This window comes from Streptomyces sp. GL_140 (genome assembly GCF_057834465.1).
Window position 1 is genome coordinate 263,870 of record NZ_JBYQMJ010000002.1, and the last position, 23,699, is coordinate 287,568.

General features: G+C 63.6%; 14 protein-coding genes and 2 pseudogenes. 8 read left to right on the forward strand and 8 right to left on the reverse strand.

Annotation, left to right across the window (positions count from 1 at the left end; genetic code table 11):
• Positions 1-47 precede the first annotated feature (47 nt).
• The 4 genes from AC3IYJ_RS40825 to AC3IYJ_RS40840 form a co-directional block, all read right to left on the reverse strand.
• Positions 48-1,568 carry a hypothetical protein gene (locus AC3IYJ_RS40825; RefSeq protein ID WP_489403279.1) on the reverse strand — a complete coding sequence of 507 codons (1,521 nt, stop codon included), beginning with the start codon at positions 1,566-1,568 and terminating at the stop codon, positions 48-50.
• Between the two features lie 340 nt (positions 1,569-1,908).
• Positions 1,909-3,420, reverse strand: a complete 1,512-nt coding sequence (locus AC3IYJ_RS40830; protein ID WP_489403280.1) for a hypothetical protein — start codon at positions 3,418-3,420, stop codon at positions 1,909-1,911.
• A 60-nt stretch (positions 3,421-3,480) separates the two neighbouring features.
• Complete coding sequence (locus AC3IYJ_RS40835; RefSeq protein WP_489403281.1) at positions 3,481-4,995, reverse strand: hypothetical protein; 1,515 nt, start codon at positions 4,993-4,995, stop codon at positions 3,481-3,483.
• Positions 4,996-5,389: 394 nt separating this feature from the next.
• Positions 5,390-5,674 (reverse strand): hypothetical protein, encoded by a 285-nt coding sequence (locus AC3IYJ_RS40840; RefSeq protein ID WP_489403282.1) that lies wholly within the window; start codon positions 5,672-5,674, stop codon positions 5,390-5,392.
• 1,448 nt (positions 5,675-7,122) lie between these two features.
• Here AC3IYJ_RS40840 and AC3IYJ_RS40845 point away from each other — a divergent pair.
• The 8 genes and pseudogenes from AC3IYJ_RS40845 to AC3IYJ_RS40880 all read left to right on the forward strand — a co-directional run.
• Positions 7,123-7,368 (forward strand): hypothetical protein, encoded by a 246-nt coding sequence (locus AC3IYJ_RS40845; protein ID WP_489403283.1) that lies wholly within the window; start codon positions 7,123-7,125, stop codon positions 7,366-7,368.
• On the forward strand, positions 7,365-8,438 hold the full coding sequence (locus AC3IYJ_RS40850; RefSeq protein WP_489403284.1) for a glycosyltransferase family 4 protein: 1,074 nt from the start codon (positions 7,365-7,367) through the stop codon (positions 8,436-8,438). The genes AC3IYJ_RS40845 and AC3IYJ_RS40850 overlap by 4 nt, the downstream gene beginning before the upstream one ends.
• Before the next feature lie 479 nt (positions 8,439-8,917).
• Positions 8,918-9,457: pseudogene (locus tag AC3IYJ_RS40855) on the forward strand (DUF3291 domain-containing protein).
• 219 nt (positions 9,458-9,676) lie between these two features.
• Positions 9,677-11,725 (forward strand): hypothetical protein, encoded by a 2,049-nt coding sequence (locus AC3IYJ_RS40860; RefSeq protein WP_489403285.1) that lies wholly within the window; start codon positions 9,677-9,679, stop codon positions 11,723-11,725.
• 104 nt (positions 11,726-11,829) lie between these two features.
• Positions 11,830-12,798 (forward strand): hypothetical protein, encoded by a 969-nt coding sequence (locus tag AC3IYJ_RS40865; protein WP_489403286.1) that lies wholly within the window; start codon positions 11,830-11,832, stop codon positions 12,796-12,798.
• A gap of 105 nt (positions 12,799-12,903) precedes the next feature.
• Positions 12,904-13,350 (forward strand): hypothetical protein, encoded by a 447-nt coding sequence (locus AC3IYJ_RS40870; RefSeq protein ID WP_489403360.1) that lies wholly within the window; start codon positions 12,904-12,906, stop codon positions 13,348-13,350.
• Positions 13,296-13,847, forward strand: coding sequence for a transposase (locus AC3IYJ_RS40875; RefSeq protein WP_489403354.1), 552 nt, complete (start codon positions 13,296-13,298; stop codon positions 13,845-13,847). The genes AC3IYJ_RS40870 and AC3IYJ_RS40875 overlap by 55 nt, the downstream gene beginning before the upstream one ends.
• Positions 13,793-14,029 (forward strand): annotated as a pseudogene (locus AC3IYJ_RS40880) (NF041680 family putative transposase); the annotation flags it as partial. The gene AC3IYJ_RS40875 and the pseudogene AC3IYJ_RS40880, both read left to right, overlap by 55 nt.
• Positions 14,030-14,038: 9 nt before the next feature.
• Here the strand turns inward: AC3IYJ_RS40880 and AC3IYJ_RS40885 are convergent.
• The 4 genes from AC3IYJ_RS40885 to AC3IYJ_RS40900 all read right to left on the reverse strand — a co-directional run bounded on the left by AC3IYJ_RS40885 (position 14,039) and on the right by AC3IYJ_RS40900 (position 23,689).
• Positions 14,039-16,405, reverse strand: coding sequence for a DUF6603 domain-containing protein (locus AC3IYJ_RS40885; protein ID WP_489403287.1), 2,367 nt, complete (start codon positions 16,403-16,405; stop codon positions 14,039-14,041).
• Between the two features lie 209 nt (positions 16,406-16,614).
• Positions 16,615-17,790 (reverse strand): hypothetical protein, encoded by a 1,176-nt coding sequence (locus tag AC3IYJ_RS40890; protein WP_489403288.1) that lies wholly within the window; start codon positions 17,788-17,790, stop codon positions 16,615-16,617.
• 23 nt (positions 17,791-17,813) lie between these two features.
• Positions 17,814-19,733 carry a hypothetical protein gene (locus AC3IYJ_RS40895; RefSeq protein WP_489403289.1) on the reverse strand — a complete coding sequence of 640 codons (1,920 nt, stop codon included), beginning with the start codon at positions 19,731-19,733 and terminating at the stop codon, positions 17,814-17,816.
• Complete coding sequence (locus tag AC3IYJ_RS40900; protein ID WP_489403290.1) at positions 19,730-23,689, reverse strand: hypothetical protein; 3,960 nt, start codon at positions 23,687-23,689, stop codon at positions 19,730-19,732. Before AC3IYJ_RS40900 ends, AC3IYJ_RS40895 begins: the two co-directional genes overlap by 4 nt.
• Positions 23,690-23,699 lie beyond the last annotated feature (10 nt).

Genomic DNA, 23,699 nt, shown 5'->3' on the forward strand with positions numbered 1-23,699 from the left:
GACGCAGCGAAACCTTCCGGCACATCTGCCAGATGTGCCGGAAGGTTTCAGTTGGCCGTATCGAAGGATTCACCCCAGCTGGCTGTGTACGCGTTGGTCCCTCCCCAGTGCAGGAAGGCAGGCACCTTGGGTGCCGGTGTCATCGACTCCACGGCAATGAAGGCCTCGGGGGAGACGTAGTAAATAATCGCCCACCTTCCACATCCATTAAAACCTGAGAGTGACAGGAACAGAGAGAGGAGAGGTGCCTTTTGCGGTATCTGATCGATCTCTCCGGCCCACGTCACGGTGGGTGCTGTGCTCGGTTGCTGAGATGTGAGTCCTTGTAGCTTGAACGGCTTTCCCGGGCGGACGAACGTGGCCCCTTCCAGTGCGACAGCCCCGAAGACTTCCCGTCCGGCAGGAAGCTCGGCCCAGACTTGCAACTGTTTCGCAAGGCCCGGCTCGGTTGTTGAATGTTGGGGAGGCCAGGATTCCAAGGTGGCTACGGACGTCCCACTGCGAGGAATGTACTGGAAGAGCGGCCCGAAGAACTCCGACAGCTGACTGTTCGTGTCAGTCGTCGAGTCGTCGATGAAGAACATTTCCAGGCGAGGGGTGGCGGGGAATCCACCCTTGTAGTAGAAGCATCCCCATCCGAGGAAATGGTTGTGAATTTGCGAGCTGCCGTCCAGTCGGATACAGAAGAGCGGGTCACCTGACGGTGTACCGCTCACCCAGTCGACGTGTATGTCCGGTACGGCCAGATCGCGCAGAATGAAGCTCTGACCCGGAGCCATTTCCTGAGCCATTTCTACGTGAAAGCAGGTGCGATCTGAAGGAAGCTTCGCCAAGCGATTGAGCTGATCTTTTAGTGAAGCCAGATCGTCGGAGCGTTCCGGAAGGAAGGAAATGGGTTCGAAGGCGCCATCGGACTTAAGGTCGAGAACCGGTCCGGAATAATTGCGCATCTGCTCTTCCGGTAGTGGGAAGAAGTCGAGTCGCGGAGCTCCCGGAAGGCCTCCTGAGTAGTAGAAGCATCCCCACTCGTCTCCGCCGAGCTGCCATCCGGTGTTGGCGCAAAAAAGAGGATCGCCATGTGGCCTACTTGTTACCCACGACACCTCGGTCACGCTATTGGTCAGACCTTCGAGCTGGTAGGTCCCCCCGGGTCGCCACTGGAGGTACGGTGATCGGAAGAGAAAACGTCCGAGCGGGAGAGCGGCCCATCGAGTCAGTTGCGATCCAAGCCCCGCTACCGTCTCCCTCCGTTCGGCAGGCCCGCCTCGCACATTCTTCGCGTACGCCATGGTCCAGTCGCTGTAAAGCAAAGGCGTTTCAAAGCATGGCCCGACGTAGGTGTTCAGTTCCGATTGCTCGGCGGGAAACATATCGAACATCGGGGCCGAACCGTACGGATTGGAATAATAGAAGAAGAACCAGTGGCTCGTCGGTGGTGGAACGATGTCATCGATGTGCCTGAGCATGGCCAGGGCGAATACGGGAGAGCCGCTGGGCTTACTCGCAGGCCACCTTGCCCTGATGGTTCGGTAAGGCTCATTCACATCGATTCCAATGGTGAATTCCATTCCCGGGCGGTATTCGCTCGGCGATGTGACACTGGTCCACATTGCAGACGATCGCGATCGCAGACTCAACTGCCCGAGCAAGGATCGAATCCCGCTGTCAACGGCCGGTGTGGAGACTGTCCCTTTTTCCCTGCGTGACATGTTGACGCTCCCTGTGAAGGTAATACCGCTTTTCCTTGGTCCCTTCCCGTGGCATCGTTCTATGTCATTGATGCGGCTTTCCCCCTCGCCCAGGGCAGCGCACGTGCGTCCAGTGCTTTTTGCCTTGCCGGCCTCCAAGGCCGGGCCTCGGCATCCGGCACGCCGCGGTGGGCCCTGAGCCGTGCTGGAGGTGTGAGGACTACCAGGTCACGACAACGAGGCCGGGACCTCCCGGCTCCCCGGGGGAACCGGGCCCGCCTGCGGCACCGCCCACGCCGACCCCGTGCACGTAGTCCGGGTAGTTCGCGCACGCGGGCACCCGGCCCTGCCCTTCATAGGCCGTGATCTTGCCGGTCCAGGCGAAGAGGGTGCCTCCTCCTGCTCCCCCTCCTCCGCCACCGCTCCCCGATCCGTTGCTGTTCTGGCCGCCGGCCGTCCCGCCGCCGCCGTGGCAAAAGCCATCGCCGCCCCAGCCGCCACCGCCGCCGGTCTGGCCGGCCGACGCGTCCTGCCCTGTGCTGGAGGGGTCGGAGTAGTCCGCTCCTCGACCTCCGGTACCGGGGTGCTCTCCCGTACCGTCGCTGCCCTTCTTGGCCAGTTCGGGTCCGACAGGGGGGATGAAACCACCGGGCGCGCCATCGCCCCCGGTGCCCGCGCCCGGACGGGAACCGCCTTGGCCTCCGCCTCCGCCGCTCCCTGCGTAGATACTGGGCCCGGAGTGGGAGTCGTCGTCCAGGGAGAAGACGGAGGTCGGGCTTCCACCTGTGCCGCCCTGGAGCCCGGCGTGTCCTCCTTGACCGACCACGACGTCCAGCTTGGTCGCCGTCCTGTACTCGACGGGGCCCGCGATGTACGAGCCCCCGCCGCCATTCCCACCCACACCGCCGCCGCTGCCGCCGTTTCCACCGGCTCCTCCCGCGCCCCAGAGTTGAACGGAGGGGCGCATGTTGCCGTGCATGAAGAACGTCGTGGAGCGGGTGGCGGTCAGTTTGCGCATGCCGGGCCAGGCGCCGTTGTTGAACGGCGTGGCAGGCAGGTTGCGGTTACCTGAGGCTCCCGCTTGCGACCCGTTCTTGACCGGGTCGGTCTCCGCGTAGGTGTCCGAACTGCCGTTGTTGCCGAAGAGGTAGAGGGTGCTGGAGTCGGGGTTGGGCAGGGCGTAGTCGACTCGTCCGCCGAAGCCGCTTCGGCTGAGCATGGGCCAGAGGTCGGCGATGTCGTACGGGCCGTCGGCGCTGCCGTCGTCGAAGGTGCAGCGGTAGACCTGCCGGCCGCCGAAGAGGTAGCACCGCTGTTGGTTGCCGCTCTCGCCCAGGCTGGAGAAGGCGACGGAGGCAGTGACGGCGAAGGCGGCGGGGACGCCGGTGAACAGGCCGTCCGGGCCGCACAGCAGCTGGGGATCGGACTGCTCCAGCACTTTGCGCTCGAAGTCGTAGATGATGTAGTTGCCGTCCTTCACCAGGTAGATGTGAGCCGGGTCGGAACCGCAGGCCGCATCCAGGTCCTGCGCGTAATCCTCCGGCAGTCCCGGCATGACGTCGTCGATCCGGCCGAAGGCTGTCTTCTGCCCTTCCGGCCGTGCTTTGGCGGGATCACCGGTGCCCCACTGGTAGCGCACGTAGTACGCGTCCGACAGGAAATATCCGGACGACCCGTGTCCGTCCGCATCGCGGATCGTGAAGGCCGTGTCAAACAATGCCCGAGATGTCATCGAAGGTTCTCCTGATTCGTCGAATCAATGCCGTACCAACGCAGACGGATGGAGGTCCTGCTAGCCCATCAGGGTGAGTTTTCCGGTGAAGTTCGTCGCGCCATTTCGGATTTGCGCATCCAGTGACAGATCGGCAGTGGTGGTGTTGCTGATGGGGAAGGATCCGGAGCTGCTGACCGATCCTGACCAGCCTGTTGAATGGCTCAGGGATACCGATACCCGGTCGATGTCGAGTCCCGCTATGCCGTTCGGAAGGGGGGTTCCGAAGGTCGTGTTGAACCAGGTTGCGAAGTCGGCGAGCTTGATGTCGAAGCCCGACCCGGAGGCGGTCCAGGCGCTGCCCGATTTTGTGCCCGCAACGATCAGTGAAGAATGTCCGAGTGACATCCTGCCGGCCAGCTCGACCGTCGCGAGGGGCTGGCCGCTCTGGCCTGATAGGCGCATCTCGACATCGGTCATCTCCACGCCGCCGCCAAGGTCCCAGTTCGTCTGCAGTCCCAAAGCCAGGGTGTACGCGCTGGGTGTGTTGGCGTCGCAGGTGATGTGGACAAAATTGACGTGTGCCGAAGACGAAACTCCGGTCCCGTCCAGTGCTCCTCCGGGGATGAGGGCATTGGCGTTCGACGGGTTCCACAGGACCGCCGACATCTGTCGTTCGGGCATGGAGAGCTGAGCATCGAGCTCCATGCCGCCGAACGTGCAACGCGCACCCACGGTGCATCCCACGCGCCATGTGGTGCCGCTCTGATCACGCGAGGCCCCGAACCGCAGCGGGGTGATGGTGTCCAGCGCGAAAACATTCGGAATGATCTGATAGTGGAGCCCATTTCGCAGGCCCAGCGAAACCGAGACCTCGTCCCAGCGGTCCAGTCCCGGATCATAAAGCGCGGACACCTGCGTCAGCATGACAGTGTCCAGTATGCCGGAAATCACTCCGGAAAATGCCGAGAGTACGCCGTCGACGATGCTCGGGTCTTTTGCGAGGAACGGAAGCGCCCGAACTGCACCCTCGTTTGCCAGCTGAAGACCGGCGGGGAAGTATCCAGACATTCCGATTCGCGTGGATCCCGGATTCTGCAGCCATACGACCGGGGGAGTTCCCGACCCTCCGGTCGTTGCGAAGGCCAGGCCGGCCGAAAATCCTGAATCCCGTTCTCCGTCTGCTCTCGGCACGGAGGAGAACCGCATCATCAGGAGCGTGAATCCCTGTCCGTGCAGTTTCGTCAGGTCCGCCGACAGGAAGGGTGTGTTAATTTTCCACGAGTTCTGACTCGCGAAGGCGTAGCCCGCCTCTATTCGGCATCCGGTGATGTACTGCTTCTGTGCGTCTGCAGTGAAACTCACCGTCACGGGAGCCTGTGGGTCGAAATGACTGATGGTGATTTTTCCGGTGAGCTGCAGACCCGTGGAGTCGAATTTCGGCTGAGTGGTGACAGTCAGACTGTCGGTTCCCAGGTACGCGGAGAACATGGCGCTCACGTCAGGAATGCCCACGTCACTCGCTCGGATCGTGACGGACCCGCTGGACAACTGGTTCGTGATCAACTTGCCCAGCTGGTCGACAGTGATTGCCATGACGCACGCTCCAATGGTTTCCAGGGTCAGTGCCGACCCGCGGATCAAAGATCCACACGGCAGGACGCGCCGGCGCCGCCTTCTGGAGGCATCCCCGCGTCACCCAGGCCCTCATATGTCGCGCTCGACCGGATGCCCCTCGCGTCCCCCTCCGTCTTTGGGGAGACACCGCGCGCCGTGTGCCCCGGCAGCGGTCGGATGCGAGGGAATCGGTCGGCCTCGGCGCCGGTGGCCTCTGTCCCTTCACCCGCACGGGCATGGGGCCCGCTGGAGAGGAAGGGGAGGAGTGGCGGCTCCCCGCTGTGCCAGGCCCGGCGGACCGCCGGTTCCCCCTCCTCCAGTCGCCCGCCGGCCTGGTGCGCTCACGCCCTCCGGGGCCCAACGGGGGTGCTGCCTAAGCGTCTATCGGCGCACAGGTGGCATAGATGTAGGCGGTCCACAGGTGGGACATGGGAATCTCGATGGCCCAGCTGGATGTCTTCGTGCAATTCACCGAGTGGGTCTGCTCAAACTCTCGCATCTTCTTACGGGCGTCCAGAGCGGACTCCACAGACGTCCACGAATTGCCCATGAACACCTGCTCGCTGCTGGGCTGAGATGCCGCCATGGCATGTGAGGAAATACCGGTCAGAGCGACTGCGAGAAGGGGAATAGCGGCAAACTTAAGGGACTTGCGCATGTAGATTCCTTTTTGCTATTCGGCGGGTTGCGGAATCGGAATCGTTGCATGCGCTCCCTGCGGGTGGGGAACATCGGGCCATTGATGGCAATGCAAGCCAAATAGCTGAGTATGTGTGGATCTACCCCTTTGGTGAAGTCCGATTGATCGTGGATCGTCACTGTCTGCAACGCCTCCCCGGAATCAAGTGACCACGGGGCGCCCGGTCCCCGAACTGACACGTCTCAAAAGTGATCTCGGAGGGGAAGCGGGCGGCCTTCGGCCGGATCGCCGACCTGATGCCGGGGCTGCCGGACGACTACTCCCGTGATCTCGACGCCGGGAGGTGGCTGGGACGGCGGCGGACTGGGTGGTACTGGAGCGACAAGACCCCACCGGCGTCCGCCAGGAGCTCTACGCCCACCTACTGGTGCACCACGCACCACGCCCCGCGCGCTGATGGCCGCAGCGGCCGCCGGCAGTCCCGAGCACGTCGACTGCGACCGGCTCTCCTCCACCACCGCCCTGCGGGCGGCCCGTCGGCTGTCCCAGAGACTCGACGAGCTACGCGCGCCCCGATACGGTCGCGTCATCGCTGCCGGGACCGCCCCTGACCGGTACCGCCCGGGGCCGTGCCGTTCCCCGGTTCCGGGTGTCCGGTGATGTTGCTCGCGATGAAGTTGGTGCCTCCCGCACCGCCTCCACTGCCGCCGGTGGCGCGCTGCCGAACGCAACCAGAACGCAGGCCGGCCGACGCTGAGGGACAGCCTCCGCGATGCTCTGGCCCTGGCCGCTGAATCATGCTGGCCGTGCCATCAGCGGGTGGAGCAGGCCGAACACAGCTGCCCCGAATGGATGAGCCCGAACGCACCAACGCCGTCGTACGCGCTCTGGGCCGTATGCACCCAGGGGTCCCGGTGCTCGGTATGGTGCTGGGCCACCGCACCATGGACTGGCACCGTCATCCGTACAGCCTCGGTGCCTTCGACGGTGACTGGATGCCCGACTCCAGCGCTGACCGCACCGCGGGGCCGTCTGCAGCGGCCGGGATGCAGCCCGTTCGCTCTTGGACCGCATTGGCCCCACGGGGCTGTGCAGAGAATGATCTCGAACTGATCGCGGAGGCTCTGCCGAAAAGCCGCGACGATCCCGCTGCTCGGCCCGGAAGCAATGGCCGCCAGCGGCGACACGGACTGGGTCACTGACCACCTGTCACGCGTGGGCAAGCTGGACGCGGGCTGATTCATAACCTGATTGATCATGTTGCGTCGCAGGCCAGGGGCAGCCCGAAGAGCGCGAGCGGGAGGATGAACGGCGAGCCGCCCCTTCAGACAGAACCGCGCGTACGGCACTCCTCGGACTCGGAGCCATGAAATCCGCACAGGAGCGAGGGGGCTTCTTGAGGAACGGACATAGGAACAGGCAGACCTGCGGGCACACGTCATCCAGCAAGAGAATCGGAGCAAGCCATGAAGGAAATACTGGTCGGCCAGCGCCACTCTTCCATCTCCACGGTGGCGGGAAATGGGAAGGCCGACTACTCCGGCGATGGTTGCTGCGCGTCCACGACTGGTCTCAACCGGCCCCGAGGCGTCGCGGTAGACGCGCACGACAACGTCCGCAGCGTGGCGCCGGGGCTGCAGAAATCACTTCTCCTCAATCCATCTCTCACCATCCCTGGAGTAATCGTGCACACCACCTGGCTACAGGCATGAAGACTCGAAGCCTTTCCATCGCGGCCAGGGTGTACGGCTACCCGCCGACCCACAATGCGGGATCGGAGTGGATGCTCCACTCGATGCTGCGCCCGCTGATCGAGCGCGGCCATCGGGCGACGGTATGGCTGTCGCATCCCGGCGAGCTGTCGAAGAGCTACGAAATCGACGGAGTGAAGGTCGTCCCCTATCAGCAAGGTATCGACTTTGCTTCCGAGATCCAGAAATCAGACGTCCTCCTGTCGCACTTCGAGAACGTCCCCATCGTGTCCGCGCTCTCCAAGTCGTACGACATCCCCGTGGTCGCCATCTGCCACGACAACTTCCCCACCAGCTTTCACAATGCGGCCGGGGCAGATCTGGTCGTGTACAACAGCGAATGGATCAGGAGGGACGGCGAGATCTTCTACTCGCGCTACCCGCGGGAGTTCCTGCCCAAGCAGACCGTCGTCGTCCGCCCGCCGGTCTTTGCGGAGGACTACCGCACCGAGCCGGGCGATTGCGTGACCCTGGTCAACCTCAACTCCGACAAGGGCGGTGGCCTCTTCTGGCAGATTGCCGCATGGATGCCGGAGTTGCATTTCCTGGGTGTCTGCGGGGCATACGGCGAACAGGTCAAGCCACCCATGCGCCTGTCGAACTGTGAAGTGATCAGCGGCGTGACGGGGAAGGACATGAGCGCGCGCGTCTACAACAGGTCGCGGATCATTCTGATGCCGAGCCTCTACGAGTCGTGGGGCCGCGTGGCGATCGAAGCGTGTGCGTCCGGCATCCCGGTGGTCGCCCACCCGACTCCCGGGCTGGTGGAATCCCTCGGAAGCGCGGGGATCTTCGCCTACCGCGATGACCTCAACGCATGGGTGCACGCCGTGGAGTCCTTGCGGGACCCGGAAAACTGGGAACGGGCTTCCCGTCGGGCCAGGCAGCGGTCCGACCAGCTGAACCCTGACTCCGACCTCGAAGTCTGGTGCGATGCCATCGAAGAACTGTGCAGCACGAGTATCGGCGGCCGCGGCGCCAACCTCAGTCGATCGGGCACGATCTCACAGGCTCTGTCGAACGCGAGGTGAGCCGCGCGATAAGTACTTCAGCAGGTTCTTGATGTCTGACCTGCGGGTTTCGCTGGGCGGCTGGAGTGCAGCGGGTTGCGGTGCGGTCAGGCGTGGTATTCGTCGGGCCGCCCGCCGACCGTTCGGGGCCGAAGGGGCGGGGCAGGGCGGTCAGCCCTGACCCTGCCACAGCGCCCGACAGGGCGACACAAGGGGCTCGCCCGGAGCCCCCTTCCACAACGGCGGGCAGCGCCACCGTCCCCGCCCCCGTAAGGACCGGTGCAAGAGGCCACTCGGACAGGGAAAACGCAACTTCGACATGGCCCGCAGAGGCAGCTACCTTCACCTCGTCTTCGGCGATCGCCCACGGTCGCACAGAAGTTCCATCGGGCTGAGCCACCCGCGACGCGATGAGTTGGTCACGCCCCACGAACCCTCGCCCCCATGCCTGAGCCACCGAACCGGGTCCATACAAGGCACCCCCAACCAGGGAGAGACGCATGCCCCATCTCGCGCTGTACACATTCGGCGTCCTGAAGTCGCCTCTCGCCGATCCCGCACCTCTCACGTGCGAACTCCACGACAGCGGTAAGGCCATCTACCCGGAGATCAGCCAGCACCCCGGGTACCTCGCTCATGCTGAAGCGGCAGACGGCGACCGGGGCACATACTTCGACTTGGACTGGGGTGCATGGGGAGAGTTCGCCGTACCGACCTGGTACGACAAGGGTCGTACGGTGGAAACCACCGCCCTGGCCGCGACCCTCTCACTCTGAACCGACCTGCGCCCCGCCTTCGACGCCATCTACACCGGTCTGCACCGTGAGGCGCTGAACAGGCGTTACGACTGGTTCGAGAGGACAGGACATCCGGCTTACGTGTTCTGGTGGATCTCCGACGGTGTGATACCCGTCTGGCAGGACGGGATTTCCAGGCTGGAGCACCTCCACGCCCACGGCTCGGCACCGCACGCCTTCACCTTCCGCCACCCGTTCGCCCCGGACGGAACTCCGACCAGGTTCGCTGACAAGGAGGCCTGAGCGACTGGGTTCGAACGAGGCGGCTTCGGGACGTCCTCCTTGGCTTCCTCAGCGCCGCCGGCCCAGGCATGCCCTGCACCCGCGGCGCGCCCATCCGTCCGTCGCCGCTGCGGGGCAGCCGGCGAGGGGTATCGGCGGCGGAGCGACCTACAAGGACTCCGAAGGGTGTGGGGGCGGGGGCAGCCCTGATTCCACCAGCTACCAGGAAGGATGACCGTGATGTCTGAGACCGACGGCAACACCGCCGCGAGTCCCTCGTTCCAAGAGGACGCTGCCAAGACTCCCATCGATGCCGCATGTTCGGCCCTGGCGACGAAGCTCAACACTTCCATGGGCGGTCAGACGCTCGTCATGTGTGGGGAGTCCTTGTACGCAGACATCCAAGGGCAGATCTTCCAGTACGCGCTGGACGGCACCAAACAGAAGCCGTTGGCACAGGTCCCCGGCCAGATCTGGACCATGATCGTGGATGACGGTTCGCGATCCGGAGGAACGGCGACGCTGTACGCGGTGGCCGCCGACCGCGTCTGGCGTGTGCCGCTGGCCGGGGCCGACGCGGGAACGGCCAGGGCCGTTGCCACCCTCAACGGCGGGTTCGGTATCGCGGTGAGCCCGGACGGGACGTACGCGGCGGTGACCACCGCCAACGGGCTGCTGTTCCGCGTGGACCTCCAGACGGGCTACCACGGTGAGCCGATCGCGACCCAATTGGGGGCCGCGTACGCCGTGGCCTTCGACCTGGAGGACGACCCCACGTTCGTGTACGTCGCGCAACACGGAACTTCCAGCGGCAGTTCCAACGTGCTGTGGCGAGTACCCCTGGACGGCAACGGTGACAAGACGGCGGTGGCCCAGGGATTCGGCTACATGTACGGCCTCAAGGTCATGCCCCACCAGGGCCCGGGTGGCAGCGTCACCTCCGTGGTCTACGTCTCCTCCCAGGCTGGGGACCTGTGGCGGGTGCCGCTGGGCGGCAGCTCGACCGTGACCGTGTCCCGGGACCAGCACCTCGCGGTCTACAACCTCGGTGACGGGCGTGCGCCGGTGCAGTTCGACGCCCAGGGCGTGGCGTACGCCGTGGCCGGCCGGCTGCTGTGGCGCATCGAACAGGTTGAGGACCCGGCGGCGCCCCCGAAGCCGAAGGTCGGCATGCCAGTGATCAGGACACCGCGCGATGGCGGTGTGACGGGTCCCCGCCCTGACTTCTCCGGCACCGTGCTTCCGCCGGTACCCGCCGGCACCACCATCCACGCCACTGACGGGACCACCGTGATTGCCGACGGTGTCCCGGTCGACCCCGTGACCACGCACTGGCTCTTCGACCGGCTTCCGTGGGCGGAGGGTTGGCCGGCGGGCCAGCACACGGTGACCGTGACCGCTCGGTGCGACGGAGCGACCTCCGACCCGGCCACGGTCACCTTCACCGTCGATCCGGGTTCCTTCGACGTGACCCCTGGGGGACCGCCCGGTGTGCACCTGGTCCGCGGCGGCGCGCCGGGATATCCGGGTGTCCACTTGCACAACGGTGGGCAGGGGGCGGTTGCGCTGCAGGACGTCACTGTGGTCCTGCCGTCCGGCAAGCGCCTCCGGTTCGAGTCCGAGGCGGGTACGGACTACCAGCTGAGCGTCATGGATTCGCAATTCAACGTGAGCAACCACATCGGAGCGCTGTCGGTCGACGGACAGAGTCTTGTGTTCCGGCAGGTGGATCTGGCTCTTCCAGTGGCAGGTGCGGTCTCGGCGGCGTGGGTGTCGGTGACGGCCGCGAACGACGCTCCCGTAGGCCCGACGGCGCTCGCCTTCACTGTGGCCCGCAAGCAATCGGTCTCCACGTCCATCGTCGTGAAGGGCGGCGGGTTCTCACTGTCGCCGGGCGGGCCGCCGGATGTGCATCTGGAGCGCGGCGGTGCGACGGGCTATCCGGGAGTGCACCTGCGCAACGAAGGCGAAGGCCCGGTCGACCCGCAGGACATCGCGGTGAGCCTGCCGGTAGGCAAGAACCTCAACTTCGTACCGGAAAAAGGGGTCCAGTACCTGCTGACGGTGATGGATGCCAACGGGACCCTGACCCAGCACATCGGCCTCGCGTCCGCGGACGGACACAGCCTTTCATTCCCCCAGATCGATCTCGCCCTGCCCGGCAAGGGGTCGACGTCAGTGGCGTGGATCTCGGTGGCCGCAGCTCCCGACGCGCCTGTGGGAGACACGGCTCTGGACTTCTCGGTCGGTGGAGAGGGATCGGCGTCCACCCCCATCAAAGTCGGCTGAACGCCTTCTGGAATCCGTCCCGGACCCGAGGGGCTTCTAGAGGGTGGCTATGCGGAGCGGTTGCCGCTAGAGACGGCGACCGTACCAGGCGTGCCTTCAGCGCCATGATGAACGCCGTGCAGTCGGCCTCGGACGCTGAATGCGTTCTGGCAGGGCCCCGGTTGGCAGCGCTGCTTCCGGCCTTCCCGCCCACCGGCCCGCGGCCGACGCTGGCGATGGCGGCCGGCTTCTGCGTCGAGCGCGGTGCCGATCCGGCGGCCTGCGCCGAGCCGATCCTCGGCGGCGTCCACCAGGACCTGCTCGACGCTCTGGAGTTCGCACGCCGCTGGACCTCCACCGGCGCAGCCGAGAACGAGCTACCAGAGCCGGACGAGAAGATCATTGACGACGGACTGCTGGCGCGCCTCGGCGGCGACCGGCACGAGGCCGCGCGGCTGGCGCTGGCCTGGTGCTCGGTCGAGGAGTGGCAGCCACCTTCGCTGGCCGTGCTGTGTCGCAGCACCGAGGTGCGCCGTCGGCATGCATCCGAGGTCCTCCCCACCTGCCGCGACCTGGCGGCCCTGGCGCGGCACGACCTCAAATGCCTGGCCCATGCCTTGGCAGTCTTGGACGACGAGCCCCTCATGGTGTTGCACAAGCCGACCGGGACCGGATTCGAGGTGAGCATCGGCGGCATCGGGGACAACTTTCAATTGCACACGCTGCTTGCCCACGTCCTCGTCGGCGGCGGGCAGGTGCCTGGCACTGCTCCTTCCGCAGCCGGCGTTCGCCCGGCCACCGACCCCCGGCCCGCCCAGGGGCGCACCCAGACCATCACGACCGGCACCTTCGAGCTCCTCACCGGGGACGGAGAGCGGATCTGGAACGAAGGACTCCCTGACGACATCCCGGTAGTGGAGGGACGCCGCCTGCTCGTGCTCGACGAGCCTACATACCGGCGCAGCTGGAACGCCGACCGCTTCTTCCCGCATCTCCCGGGCACGGCCGAACTGACCCGCGTCCTGACCGCAGACGAGACGCGGGCGTGGTTCGCCCACACATCGCTCGGCAATGGGATCCCCGGGCCTTCCTGACTCGGTGGGCCGGGCCGTCACTGCTCCAGGCCTGGCGGGTGGGGCCAGAAGCCGGGCCCCGGGACTGGTCCCCACACCGGCCGTGCGGACGGTGCGGGATGGGTCGTGGACTTCACCCGCATCACCGTCGTTGCCGGCGTCGTCTACGTCGCGTTCGTCGTCGGCACGGGAGATGGCTTTGTGGCGACGCGACCGGGAAGGCCGCCCGCACACCCCCGGAGCTGGTTCATCACGTTCAAGCTTGCCGAACACCTCGATACGGCCGGCATCGTGGCCCCGATCGGATCCGTCGGCGACGCATACGACAACGCCCTGATGGAGTCCACGACCGGCCTGGATAGGACCGAACTGATCAGCCCTCCAGCCACGCTGGAATCGGCAGCAGTGGACGGATGGCCGCCCACTCCGCGTCCGAGATGTCTGACGGATAGCGGGCAACCCGCCAGCCGTGATCGACGGCATTCCCGTACGCGTGCGCGATGCAGTCACACGATGGAATGGCGGGGTTGGACGCCCTGCGCCCCGGGCCTGCGGACGACGCCACGCTCGTGACCGCCGCCCAGCTGCGGGAGGTCGTGAAACGACTGGTCAGCGCCGGGCACTGGAAGCCGGGCGATCCCGAGATCCTGATCGTGATGGACTCCGGCTACGACGTCGCCCACCTCTCCCACGCTTTGAGGAATCCGCCCGTTGTGCTGCTCGGACGACTGCGCTCGGACCGGGTGATGCTCCGCGACCCCGGTCCCACCCGCTCAGGGCCGAAGGGCGGACGGCCCCGCGGCACGGCGGCGTCCTGTCCTTCGCCAAGCCCGACACCTGGCACGAGCCCGGCGTCACCACCGCCACGGACATCACCCGCTACGGCAAGGCGGAGGCCATGGCACGGGACCGGATGCATCCCAGGCTCACCCACCGCGGCCCCTGGCTGGAGCACGCGGAAAGAACTACCCGTCCTGCACGGCACGTTGGTGCGGCTCAAGGTTGACTACCTGCCCGGCGCCCTTGGGAACGTCCCTCCGAACCCTGCCGGCTCACCCCCGCCCGGGTGAGGCGGGGGTTTCGCAACGTCCGAGCGACCGCGGCCCGCCCTGCAGCCGCACCGAAACCGTCCCGCCCGGGCCCTGGACGACCTCTGGGCTCGAAGAACGAACACAGGGCCAGGCACCACGACGTCGGCAAGACGGTCAAACGCGCCGAGTCGATCAAGGAACACCGAGCCAGCCGACGTTAAACGTCAAGCTCAGATAGTGAGGGGGTTGGTGGTGTAGAGGCCTTGGGTGATGCGGGTCTGGAAGTGGGTGAGTGTGTTGTTGGTGTGGGGGCTGTAGTCCTGTGTGCCTGCGGTGAGGGTTTTGCTGTTTTGCAGGGCTGTGTCGAGGCGGTGTCGGGCTGCTGCGCTTGTGGTGGTGATGGTGGTGGTGATGGTGGAGATGGCGTTGGGGTTGGTGGTGGGGTTGGGTTGGTCGGCGGGGGTGGTGGCTGTGGGGCTGATGGGCAGGTCGCTGTCGTTGGGGACTGTTTCGTAGCCGAGGCTGGTGTTTACGTTGATGGGGGGGATGTCGTGGCCGAGTTTGGCGTCGGGGACTGTGACGCGGACGCCGGTGTAGGCGTCGAGGAGGCCGCCGGATGTGAGGTCGGGTTTTTCGTCGAGGCCCAGGGATGTGCCCCAGAGGGCTTCCGGTACGCCTTCGGAGACGGGTTGGACGCTCCAGCCGTCCTTGGCGAGGTCGACGGTGCCCACGCCTACGTGTGTGATGGTGACGACGTGGTTGGAGGTGAGGCCTTTGGCGTCGGGTCCCATGGGCCGGACGTGGAGGGCCCGGGAGTGGTCCATGGTGCCTTTGCCGTTGATCGGCAGTTGGTCCGAGCCGTTGACGGTGATGTCGGTGGAGGGAACCACGCAGTGCGTCGAGAAAGTGAACCCGTGGATGGAGACGTTCCACGTGTCTGTGGAGTCGGAGCCCTTCACGGCGAGGGTTTTCTGTCCGGAGTCCGGAGTTCTCGGGACGGGCAGCATGCCCGACTCGACCTTCGCGAGCATCCGCCCGTCACTCGGGAGCATCTTTGTCACAAACGTGTCCCACGAGAGCCAATCCGGACGCTGCGGACGATCTTCACCGAAGGGGAAGGACGGACGAATATCAAACGGCAGCTTCACCGTTGCGATACCACCGAAATGCGGCAGCCACACGGAGCACGTGGCGGACACCTCCACGCTTTTACTGAATATCCAGAATTTAATCTTCCCGCCGAATTTTGCCTGGAGGGACAGTTCGACATGGAAAGGAGACCACTGGACGGCGAAGTCGAGAGACAGCGAGAAGTACAGCTTTATCTCGAATTTCCACAATTTTCCAGTCAGGCTGATGTCCCATCTACCGCCGACTGCTATGCCGGCGTTGGAGAACATCAGGTACTCTTGGGTAGAAGCCTCAAAAACAACTAATCCGAGTATGTTTGCCCTGCTGGTGATTCCGATTCTCGGCGGAGCTGGCGGATAATGAACAGGCACTTTGAAGTTGCTCGGATATCCACCTGCGGTGAGCACCCACTGGCCCCTGTAAGTTCCGCCGATGTACGCGTAGAAGTATATACCGCCGTTGAGAGCGAACCAGTTCTCATTGATCAGATAACTACCGTGGGCGAGTGTGGCACCGAAAGCTACCAGCTCGGCTGATATCTCCGCTTCGACGGCAGCCTTGATGGCGAAGATATTCTTGAATTCCGCCATTTCCAGTGTGCCGATCAGGGCCGCAGCCCAGTTTCCGCCCTGCGGGATAGAGACGACGAGAAGCCCCCAAATATTGAAGGCTTCGACGATATTTGCCTCGATCCCGGCCGTGAGCCAAAATCCACCGTCCTGCGGCGTTACCCACGCGACATTGTCACCGTGAGCGGGCACGGTGAGATGGCGCACCAGCTCCAACGGGCCCATCGTGGTGCCGGACATGAGCGAGGACACGAGCGGGAAATTCAGCACGGTGGCAGGATCCGGCACGCGCAGCTGGCTGTTGACTCCGAGGCCGAAACAGAGCCCCGTCAGCATCACCCCCGGGAAGACCTCTATTCCTTCCGGCGGAGCATCTCCCGTTTCGGAAGTGAGCTGAAGCTGCATAAAGACGAACATGGAAGTAATCGCTGGATCGATGAGGCGTATGTATTCACCGAAGGCTTGTGCGCTGAATGAAGGCGTCGAGAGAACGATGCCGCCTTCTACCTGCAATTGGTAGTTTGGGTCTGTTGGTGGCTCGTGATTGACGAAAGCGCCGGCGAGCTGTACCGGAGGGCGATCAAAGTCGATTCCCAGGCCCTGAAGTTCCACCGTGGGTTTAAAGGTGCCGAGTGGGATGCCGACACCGAGCCCGTCTACCTCGACGTTAAGACCTGAAGTCGACAGAGTCGCATCCAGCAAGAGCCTTATATCGCTGGAAGAACCTTCGTAAGACAGGCCGATGCGTTGGATAGCTAAGGGTCCTAGCTGCTTGGAATAATCTATCCAGACAACGCCAGATCCGGTAGAAGTCCGCTGCACCGGAGAATCAATATTTTCATCGGAGGCTCGGGCTGACAAGTCAGCCCCAGGACTCATTTTAGCTGTGTCATCCATCTTTTACTCTCACCTACCCGTATCCTTATTTACTCCAAGAACAATCGGTCTCTGAAGGCCGCCTGGCCAGCAGCTCGACCCTGCGATACAAAAGATGCCGCTTCAAGTGCGATGGGCCCGTATCACCCTTCTCTCCCTCGCTGGTACTTCAGCCTCGTTGTTTCACGGCTGCAACCGGTTGAGATTTCCGCTTTTGTGGTGGCGTGTTTTTAGGTGGTGGGCTTGAGGGTCCCGGTTCCGAACGGGTACCAGGCGGCGCGGTAGGTGCCTATGCTGCCGGGCCAGCTGATGTTGATGTCGCTCTTTTGGGGGATGGGGAGGAGGATTCGGTTGCCGGTGAAGGAGCCGCTGGGTTCCTGGTGGCGATAAAGGGAGTTTTTGATTTGGTAGGTGGTTTGTGTTCCGCCGGGCGGGGTGACTTTGATGACGAGTGCGGAGTTGCTGCCCTGGGCGGTGCAGAGGAGGAGTCCGTCGGTCATGGCGGTGTGGTTACCGAAGGTGGTGATGAGATGCGGGTTTCGGAGGATGTTGACGGTGTAGTCAACGGTGAGCTTTCCGAGATCGACATCGCTGTTCTGGACGGTGACGAGTGCAGTTTGGGTGTGGGCGCTCGATGTTTGTCCGGTTTTATCCCAGAGAGTGAGGATGAGTTTGAAGATAGTGGTGTGGGAGAGGGCGAGGTCGTTTCCGCCGCCGGGGCCTGTGTATGTGCCTCCACCGGCGGTGTTGAGCGCGGTGATGTCAAGTGGTTTACCGTTGAGTTGGTCGTAATCAATTTCGAGGGTGTAGTAGGCCTTGCCTGAGGTCTTGCCACGTTCGAATCCGACGGGGTTGCACCTCCAGCTGAGCTGGGTCTGCTGTCCTTGTTTGACGAGGACGTGAGCGGGGGCGAAGCTGTTGAATTCGGTTGCTGGTGCAGTTTTAGCGAGAGGGATGTCTTGATGGACTCCGTCATCCGTTTTCGAATTATATTCGGTGATGGTGATGGCGGTCTGCGTGAGGTCGTCTACATTTAATGCAGCGCTGACGTTGACGTTGACTGCGAAAACGAGTGAGCTTTTGGCTTTGAGATATTTGTTGCCGCCTTTCGGGGTGAGTTTGACGATGGGTTTTTTGTTCTCGTCCCTGACGACGGCGACTTTCCAGTCTTTGTTGGGGTTGGGCGGGGTGACTGTGGCAGCCATGGCATCTTTGTCGGTGCAGAGGTTTTGTGGTCCGTCGCCGGGGTTGAGGCTGATGTCGATTTCGTAGCAGGGGATGTTTTGATTTGTGTCGTTGGCGAGAGTGAAGTTGAGAGTAAGGTATTTGCCGGCTTGGACGGGGTCGGGGTTCGTGGAGAAATCGGTGAGAGGGATGTAGAGTTTGGGGTCGTCGGTGATGTGCATGGTGTGTCCTCCGTGGTGTTCTCTTATGCAAGGTTTCCTGTGCCGAGGGAGTGCCAGATGATTTTGTAGCCGGTGGGTGGTACGCCGGGGAGGCTGAAGGTTATCTTGCTGGATTTCCTCACAGGGACGGTGAAGTTTTTATTGTCTGCGCTGGTGTAATCGAAGCTGTTGGAGCTGATGGCGACTTTGATCTCGGGCTCGCCGCTGGGTGTGATGCGGGCGAGGAGCGCTCCGTTTTGGACGGAGCCGAAGAGGAATCCGTCCGTGGGTGCTGTGTATGAGGTGTTGGGCTTGAGAGGGGTTTGGGGGTTTTGGTTGGTGAGAAGCATTTTGGTGGAGCCGCTGACACTGATGTGCCCGACTTCGATGTCGCCACCGGTGACGACGGCTGCGGTGGTGAAGTCGGAGTAGAGGGGACCGCCTTGGTCTGGTTGGTAGGTGGCGGTGAGGTGGAATCCGATGCCGACGCCGTTGAGGGGTTGGGTGGGGACTACGTAGTAGGCGAGTTTCTTGTTGTTGGGGTCGGGTGTTTGGCACTTCTGAAGGTCGTCGTTGTTGAGGGTGACGGGCTGTGTTTGGGCGCCGGAGTTGATGCTGTAGGTGAGGGTGTAGCTGAAGGGGGTGCCGGAGTCGTTCTTGGGGCCGTGCCAGCGGAGGTTGGTGGTGTGGCCGGCCGGCACAGTGAGGGCGTCGGGGTAGAAATCTTCGACGATTTGGTCACTGGGCCATCCGGCTACGGATTTTTGGGTGCCGAATTGAGGGGCAGCGTGAAGATATGAGACCAGGTCTTCGGTGAGATTTCCTGTGCCGTTCGGTTGGCTGCCGAGCGGCTGCCAGGTCAGGGTGCAGTCCTGGCTGGGGAAACCGAATTGGAGGGTGCTGTCTTTCCCGACGGGGATGGTGAAGTTCCGGTTGAATGTGCCCTCGCGCTTGTCGGGGGAGGTTTCGGGGAGCACCAGGTGGAACATGGAGGGCATGCTGGGATGTCCCCCTTGGCCGTCGCTGGGTGGGTTGATTGTTGCCCAGAGTTGGTCGGTGGAGGCGGAGACGATGGAGCCGTAGAGGATGCCATCGGTGGGTGCGACGTACTGGGTGTTGTTAGAGAATCCTTGCTGGCCTGGGGTGAGGATCTGTGCGGGGCCGGCCACGCTGTTGATGGAGCCGGCTTCGAGGTCTCCGCGCTGGACGAAGCTGGCCGTGGTGAGGACCTTTTTTGCCTCGTCGCCGGCGTTCTTGTAGACGGCCCCGAGTTGGTAGCCGACGACCAGACCGTCGAGTGCCTGGGTGGGGTAGGTGTAATCGTTCAGATTCTTGTCACTGGTATCTGTGACGGCGTACTGCTTGAGATCGTCGTTGTTCAAATGCACGTCTTGGGCGTCGACACCGCCGGTGTTGTAGGTGAGGGAATACTGAATGAGATCATTCTTCGCGGCTACCCAGTGGAGGGTGGCTTTCCCCCCTCTTTCGACGGCGGTGGTATCTGCATAGAAACCGGTGAAGGTGCCGTCGTCACCATCCGGCCAGAATCGGACGGGGATGAGGACGGAGGGGCCGCCGATGGCGGCGGGTGTGACGGTGATCTTGAGGCTGGAGGCGGCGCCGCCGGCGGCGCGCCGGATGCCGGCCAGGGTGAAGGTGACGCGCGCGCCGGCCGGGACGGTCGAACCGGTGGGGGTGGCGCGGTAGGTGCCGGGCTTGGTGGGAGTGATGCTCCAGCCGGGACTGGCGGTGGCGGTGATGGTTTCGGGATGGGTAGTGAGGGCGTTCGCGCGGGCCGAGGTGGTCACGGGGAACGCGAGGGTGATGCCGGTGCAGGCGATGGGAGCCGGCGTGGGGTTGGTGACGTGCAGGGTGAGGGTGACCTGGTCCTGCTGCGGGCTGGGTTCGCTGGTGGTGAGGCGGTAACACAGTCCGCTGGCGCTCGTGAAAGTTTGACTGATCATGATTCGCACTCCGGGTGGGTCTCGATGGTCGGTGCGTTGTCCTGGGCGCGCTGGTATTGCTCTGCGGGGGGCGGTGTTTCGCCCAGCGCGGTGGCCAGCGTGAGGTAGCCGGTACGGGCTACGGGGTTGCCCTGGTCAAAGTGGGCGAGGGTGTCGGGGGGCGTGATGGGGTAGTGGTCCCACGCCAGGGCTGCTTCTTTTTCTTTGCTTCCGACGTCGGGGGTGTGGACCTGGGACCAGTCCCAGGTGCCGGACCAGTTTTCTGGGCGGGGCATGACGACAGCAGTCGCTTGCTTGATGTCGCCGTTGGCGTCGCTTTGGCCGGTGGGAACGGGTCGGGTCGCGGCCAGGATCGGGCCCATCCGGCAGGGGATGCGCAGGCGGGAGAGAGGGGTGCGGACGTCTTCGTCGGGCAGGCGCAGGGTGGCGGTGGGAAGGATGTCGCTGACTGCGTTGATCTCCCCCCAGGGGTGGACCAGCATGGTGACGTAGGCGACGACCGGGTTGGTGGGGTCGGGGTCCGTCCCGTGCTTGTTGGGGTTTTCCGGCATGGGCGCGAGGTTGACCGGCAGGGCAAGGTCCTGCGCGGTGATCTTCTGGGCGTAGCCGGAGTCCTGTCCGTCCGCGGTGCGGAAGACGGTGTAGTCGGTGGGTTGGTCGGTTTGGACGTGGCCGTCGGAGCCGGTCTTGTGGGTGAAGTAGCCGATCAGGCCGTCGGTGGTTTCGAGAGCGCCCTGGGTGTTCCTCTGCTGCCCGCCGAGGCGGATATTCCACTTCCACGCCTCTTTGAGGTAGTCGGGGGTGGGGAAGTCCAGCACCGGAAACGGCGATGTGCCCCAACTGGGATCGGTGATGGGAAGGGAGGCACTATCCAGCATCAGGCGCGCCCGGAGAAGGGCAACGGGTGTGCCGACCAGGGGGGCGACCATGCTGCTGGTGTTTGGCGTGGGTGGAGCGGTGAGGGCACTGTCGCCGATGCACTGCACGAGGGAGTCGAAGGCTGCGGTGCCGCCGTTGCGTAGGCCGGTGAGGAAGCCGAACAGCTCAGGGCATTTCTGTGCGAAGTCACCATTCTTGTCGGTCGGGTCGTCTCGGTAGGGATAGTAAGGAAGGCTGGCCCAGTCGATTGCGGGTGTCTCGACCGAGTTGTTGGTGCCGATGCCTTTGCGGCCTTCCATGATCCCGACGCCATCGCTGTTGTGGACCAGGAGTGCACCGGTGAGCTGGTTCACCAACAGCCAGCCCACCACGGGGGAAGGCGCGGGGGTTTTCGCCGTGGCCACGACCGGGGGGTCGTTGATGACCACACCGGATTGGGTGTGGGAGGTGTTCGGGGAGACGAAGTCGAACCGCAGTCGGCTGGGCTCCGCAATCCGGGGCCCTACCTGCACGTAGATCGGCCCAGCCCCGACATCGCTCGTGTTCACGTAGATCGGCAGCTTGTCGGTACCGAGGGAGGGCTTGAGGGTGCAGGCGATCGAGGGGATCCGCTGATTGGGCTTGAGGTCACTGCCTTCTTCTGCACCGGAGTTGATGAACTGGAAGTTGCGGCCCATGCTGTCCACGACGCAGGCGAAGGTGAAGGCGAACTGTGCTCCGCCCGCCGGCGTGAACTTCATCGCCGCGGTGATCATCTCGTCGGGGTCGGGCAGGGGGAAGCCGCTGTCGGGATAGTCATAGGAGGCGAGCAGGTCACTCACACGACCTGAGGAGGTGGTGTCGGAGGGATCATTCGGGTTGGGTTTGACACCCGCGCCACCCATCCGCTGTTCCAGATTCTGGAGAAAACCATCCATCATCTGAGAGATCGCACCCTTCAGCACCTCCGGCAGCTCCTCCAGCGCTTCGGCGGGGGCATCGTCGTAGAGGCGAACATGGCGGGCCACCGCACCCTGGGCCAACTGGTACGGCAGGTCGGTCAGAGCCGAGCGCCCCAGGAAGATCAAGGGAGCGATGTCGCCGGGAGAGCCCTGCTTCGCCAGTTCGTACCGGCCACGGTTCGCATCGAACACCCAGTGGAAGCCATCGCTGGTATTCATGGGGACCGGGAAGTATTCGATCCTCCACAGCAGGTAGACCGGCTCCCACGGCTGGTGCCACATGCCGGCGAAGAATCCGGGGCCGGTGTCGTGCCCGTTCGCGTCCTTGAACTTATCGGAGACGCCGTTCGAAATTGTGGCGAGGTCGGTGAGGAGGTCATTGTTCGTGGCCGTGCCGTGCGCAGCGGCCCGGGACAGGAGAGTGAATTCCAGGAACAGGCCGGCGAAAGCATCCTGCACCTGGGGGGGAAGCTGGCGATGCCAGTCAGGTACCGAGGGCGCCGCGGGAGGCGGCTGCAGGTTTCCATTGATGCTCATCTGAGCCGTCAGTTGGTCACGGGAACGGCACGGCAGCACGTCCGGGTATTCGACTCCCTTGTCGGCGTTCACACCGTCCATAAGAACCACAGGGTCATAGGGGGTGTAGAAGGGGGGGAGGGAAATTCGTTTGAGAACGCGGTGGACTCCGTTCTTATTCTCGCAATTCGGGTCCAGCCCATGAGCCTTCTCGTACTGCAGAACACTTGCCTGGAATGCATCCTCCGTCGCCCCGTACGGGATCGCCGCCGTACCTGTGATGAGCGAATTCATCTGGTCGTTCACGCTCTTCAGGCTTTGCGCAAGCTTTTCGATTTCGGGTTTGGCTTCTTCTGCGAAGCCAGGAGGCTTTCCGTACTCGGTGCCGCGGCCCTTGTCAGGCATCTGGCTTAGGCGCCACGTGTTATACAGCCGGTCCTGCAGTCCCGTCTTATTCCGGGCCAGCAGATTGTACTTGTACTGGTTCGTGTTGAGCTCGGCGAGCCAAACCCGCTCTTTCTCCAGTTCATCGTCGTTCGTATTCGGCTCGCACTCCGGCGCATCGATGATCGTCCAGGCGTAGTCCGTGCCTTCCGGCGTGAACCACGTACTGTGCACGGTGTCGTCGAACTCCTGCGGATTCTCATCCAGGGCCGTCATACGGTCGGCAAGAAACGCATGGAACAGCCGGTCTTCCGCACAATTTTGGCCCATCTCGGCGGAGCCCGCCTCCGATGTGTCATGTCCGACCGCGAGCTGGGCCTCCGTCGCTGAATCAGGCAAGTTACCCTGCAGATACGTTCCCGATGTCCACGGCAGGCGCAGCGATGTTCCGGCATACACCGACAACGTGTCCGTCCCGCTGCGGCCGGGAGCCCAACCCAGCTGCTGCAGGAGCGCCCCCAGATCTGTTGCACCAGCAAGAAGGTCCTTGGAGGGGTCTGAATACCAGCCCATCACCAGATAGTCGAGGGTCGACTGGTCGGCCACACCACTGAGGTCGTCATAGAAGGAAAAAACTCCCTTGTGGTAGGGCTGGAACCCGCAGAACGCTAAATGCCCGGGCCCTAACGCGGTGAGGAAAAGAGCATCAGACTTCTTCTCGCTCCACCCCGCTACGTCGAACGGCCGCCCAATGTGACCCTCTTTCACATCGCCCACATTGTAATGACCGTCGCTGTAATCGTATCCATTCTTCACCGTAAACGGATAAGAGGAGCAGTTGTCCTCCGACCACGGATATTCACCAAAATTACTATCGTTGAAGTTGGGGTCATCGGAGTCGATGAGATAGTCACTCTCCACCACCCACGCCTTAAATGATGGATCGGAATCCCACACCCCGGCCAGGCTGGACCGGACCACGAGCCACCGGTTAGGAACCAGCGGGAAATCCTCCAGGTTCGACTCCTGAGGTGTGCGCAGCGCATGCGGCAACGCCCAGTGCAGGTACGTTCCCTGGGCAGGGTTGAGGTACGAGCTCACGTCCGGGTACGGCTCGGGCGGGGTTCCCAGGTCCTCAGGGCGGGAAAAGTCGAGTTCCCAGTGCCCGAAGCTACCTTCACGATCACTTGTTGTATCGTTGACCAGGTATGCCTTGACTTCGACAGGAACGATCAATGGATTACTA

Bases quoted from the DNA above. Each gene is read 5' to 3' on its own strand.
- AC3IYJ_RS40825 (WP_489403279.1), bottom strand. From the start codon at position 1,568: ATGGAATTCACCATTGGAATCGATGTGAATGAGCCTTACCGAACCATC.
- AC3IYJ_RS40830 (WP_489403280.1), bottom strand. From the start codon at position 3,420: ATGACATCTCGGGCATTGTTTGACACGGCCTTCACGATCCGCGATGCG.
- AC3IYJ_RS40835 (WP_489403281.1), bottom strand. From the start codon at position 4,995: ATGGCAATCACTGTCGACCAGCTGGGCAAGTTGATCACGAACCAGTTG.
- AC3IYJ_RS40840 (WP_489403282.1), bottom strand. From the start codon at position 5,674: ATGCGCAAGTCCCTTAAGTTTGCCGCTATTCCCCTTCTCGCAGTCGCT.
- AC3IYJ_RS40845 (WP_489403283.1), top strand. From the start codon at position 7,123: ATGAAGGAAATACTGGTCGGCCAGCGCCACTCTTCCATCTCCACGGTG.
- AC3IYJ_RS40850 (WP_489403284.1), top strand. From the start codon at position 7,365: ATGAAGACTCGAAGCCTTTCCATCGCGGCCAGGGTGTACGGCTACCCG.
- AC3IYJ_RS40860 (WP_489403285.1), top strand. From the start codon at position 9,677: ATGTCTGAGACCGACGGCAACACCGCCGCGAGTCCCTCGTTCCAAGAG.
- AC3IYJ_RS40865 (WP_489403286.1), top strand. From the start codon at position 11,830: ATGATGAACGCCGTGCAGTCGGCCTCGGACGCTGAATGCGTTCTGGCA.
- AC3IYJ_RS40875 (WP_489403354.1), top strand. From the start codon at position 13,296: ATGGCGGGGTTGGACGCCCTGCGCCCCGGGCCTGCGGACGACGCCACG.
- AC3IYJ_RS40885 (WP_489403287.1), bottom strand. From the start codon at position 16,405: ATGGATGACACAGCTAAAATGAGTCCTGGGGCTGACTTGTCAGCCCGA.
- AC3IYJ_RS40890 (WP_489403288.1), bottom strand. From the start codon at position 17,790: ATGCACATCACCGACGACCCCAAACTCTACATCCCTCTCACCGATTTC.
- AC3IYJ_RS40895 (WP_489403289.1), bottom strand. From the start codon at position 19,733: ATGATCAGTCAAACTTTCACGAGCGCCAGCGGACTGTGTTACCGCCTC.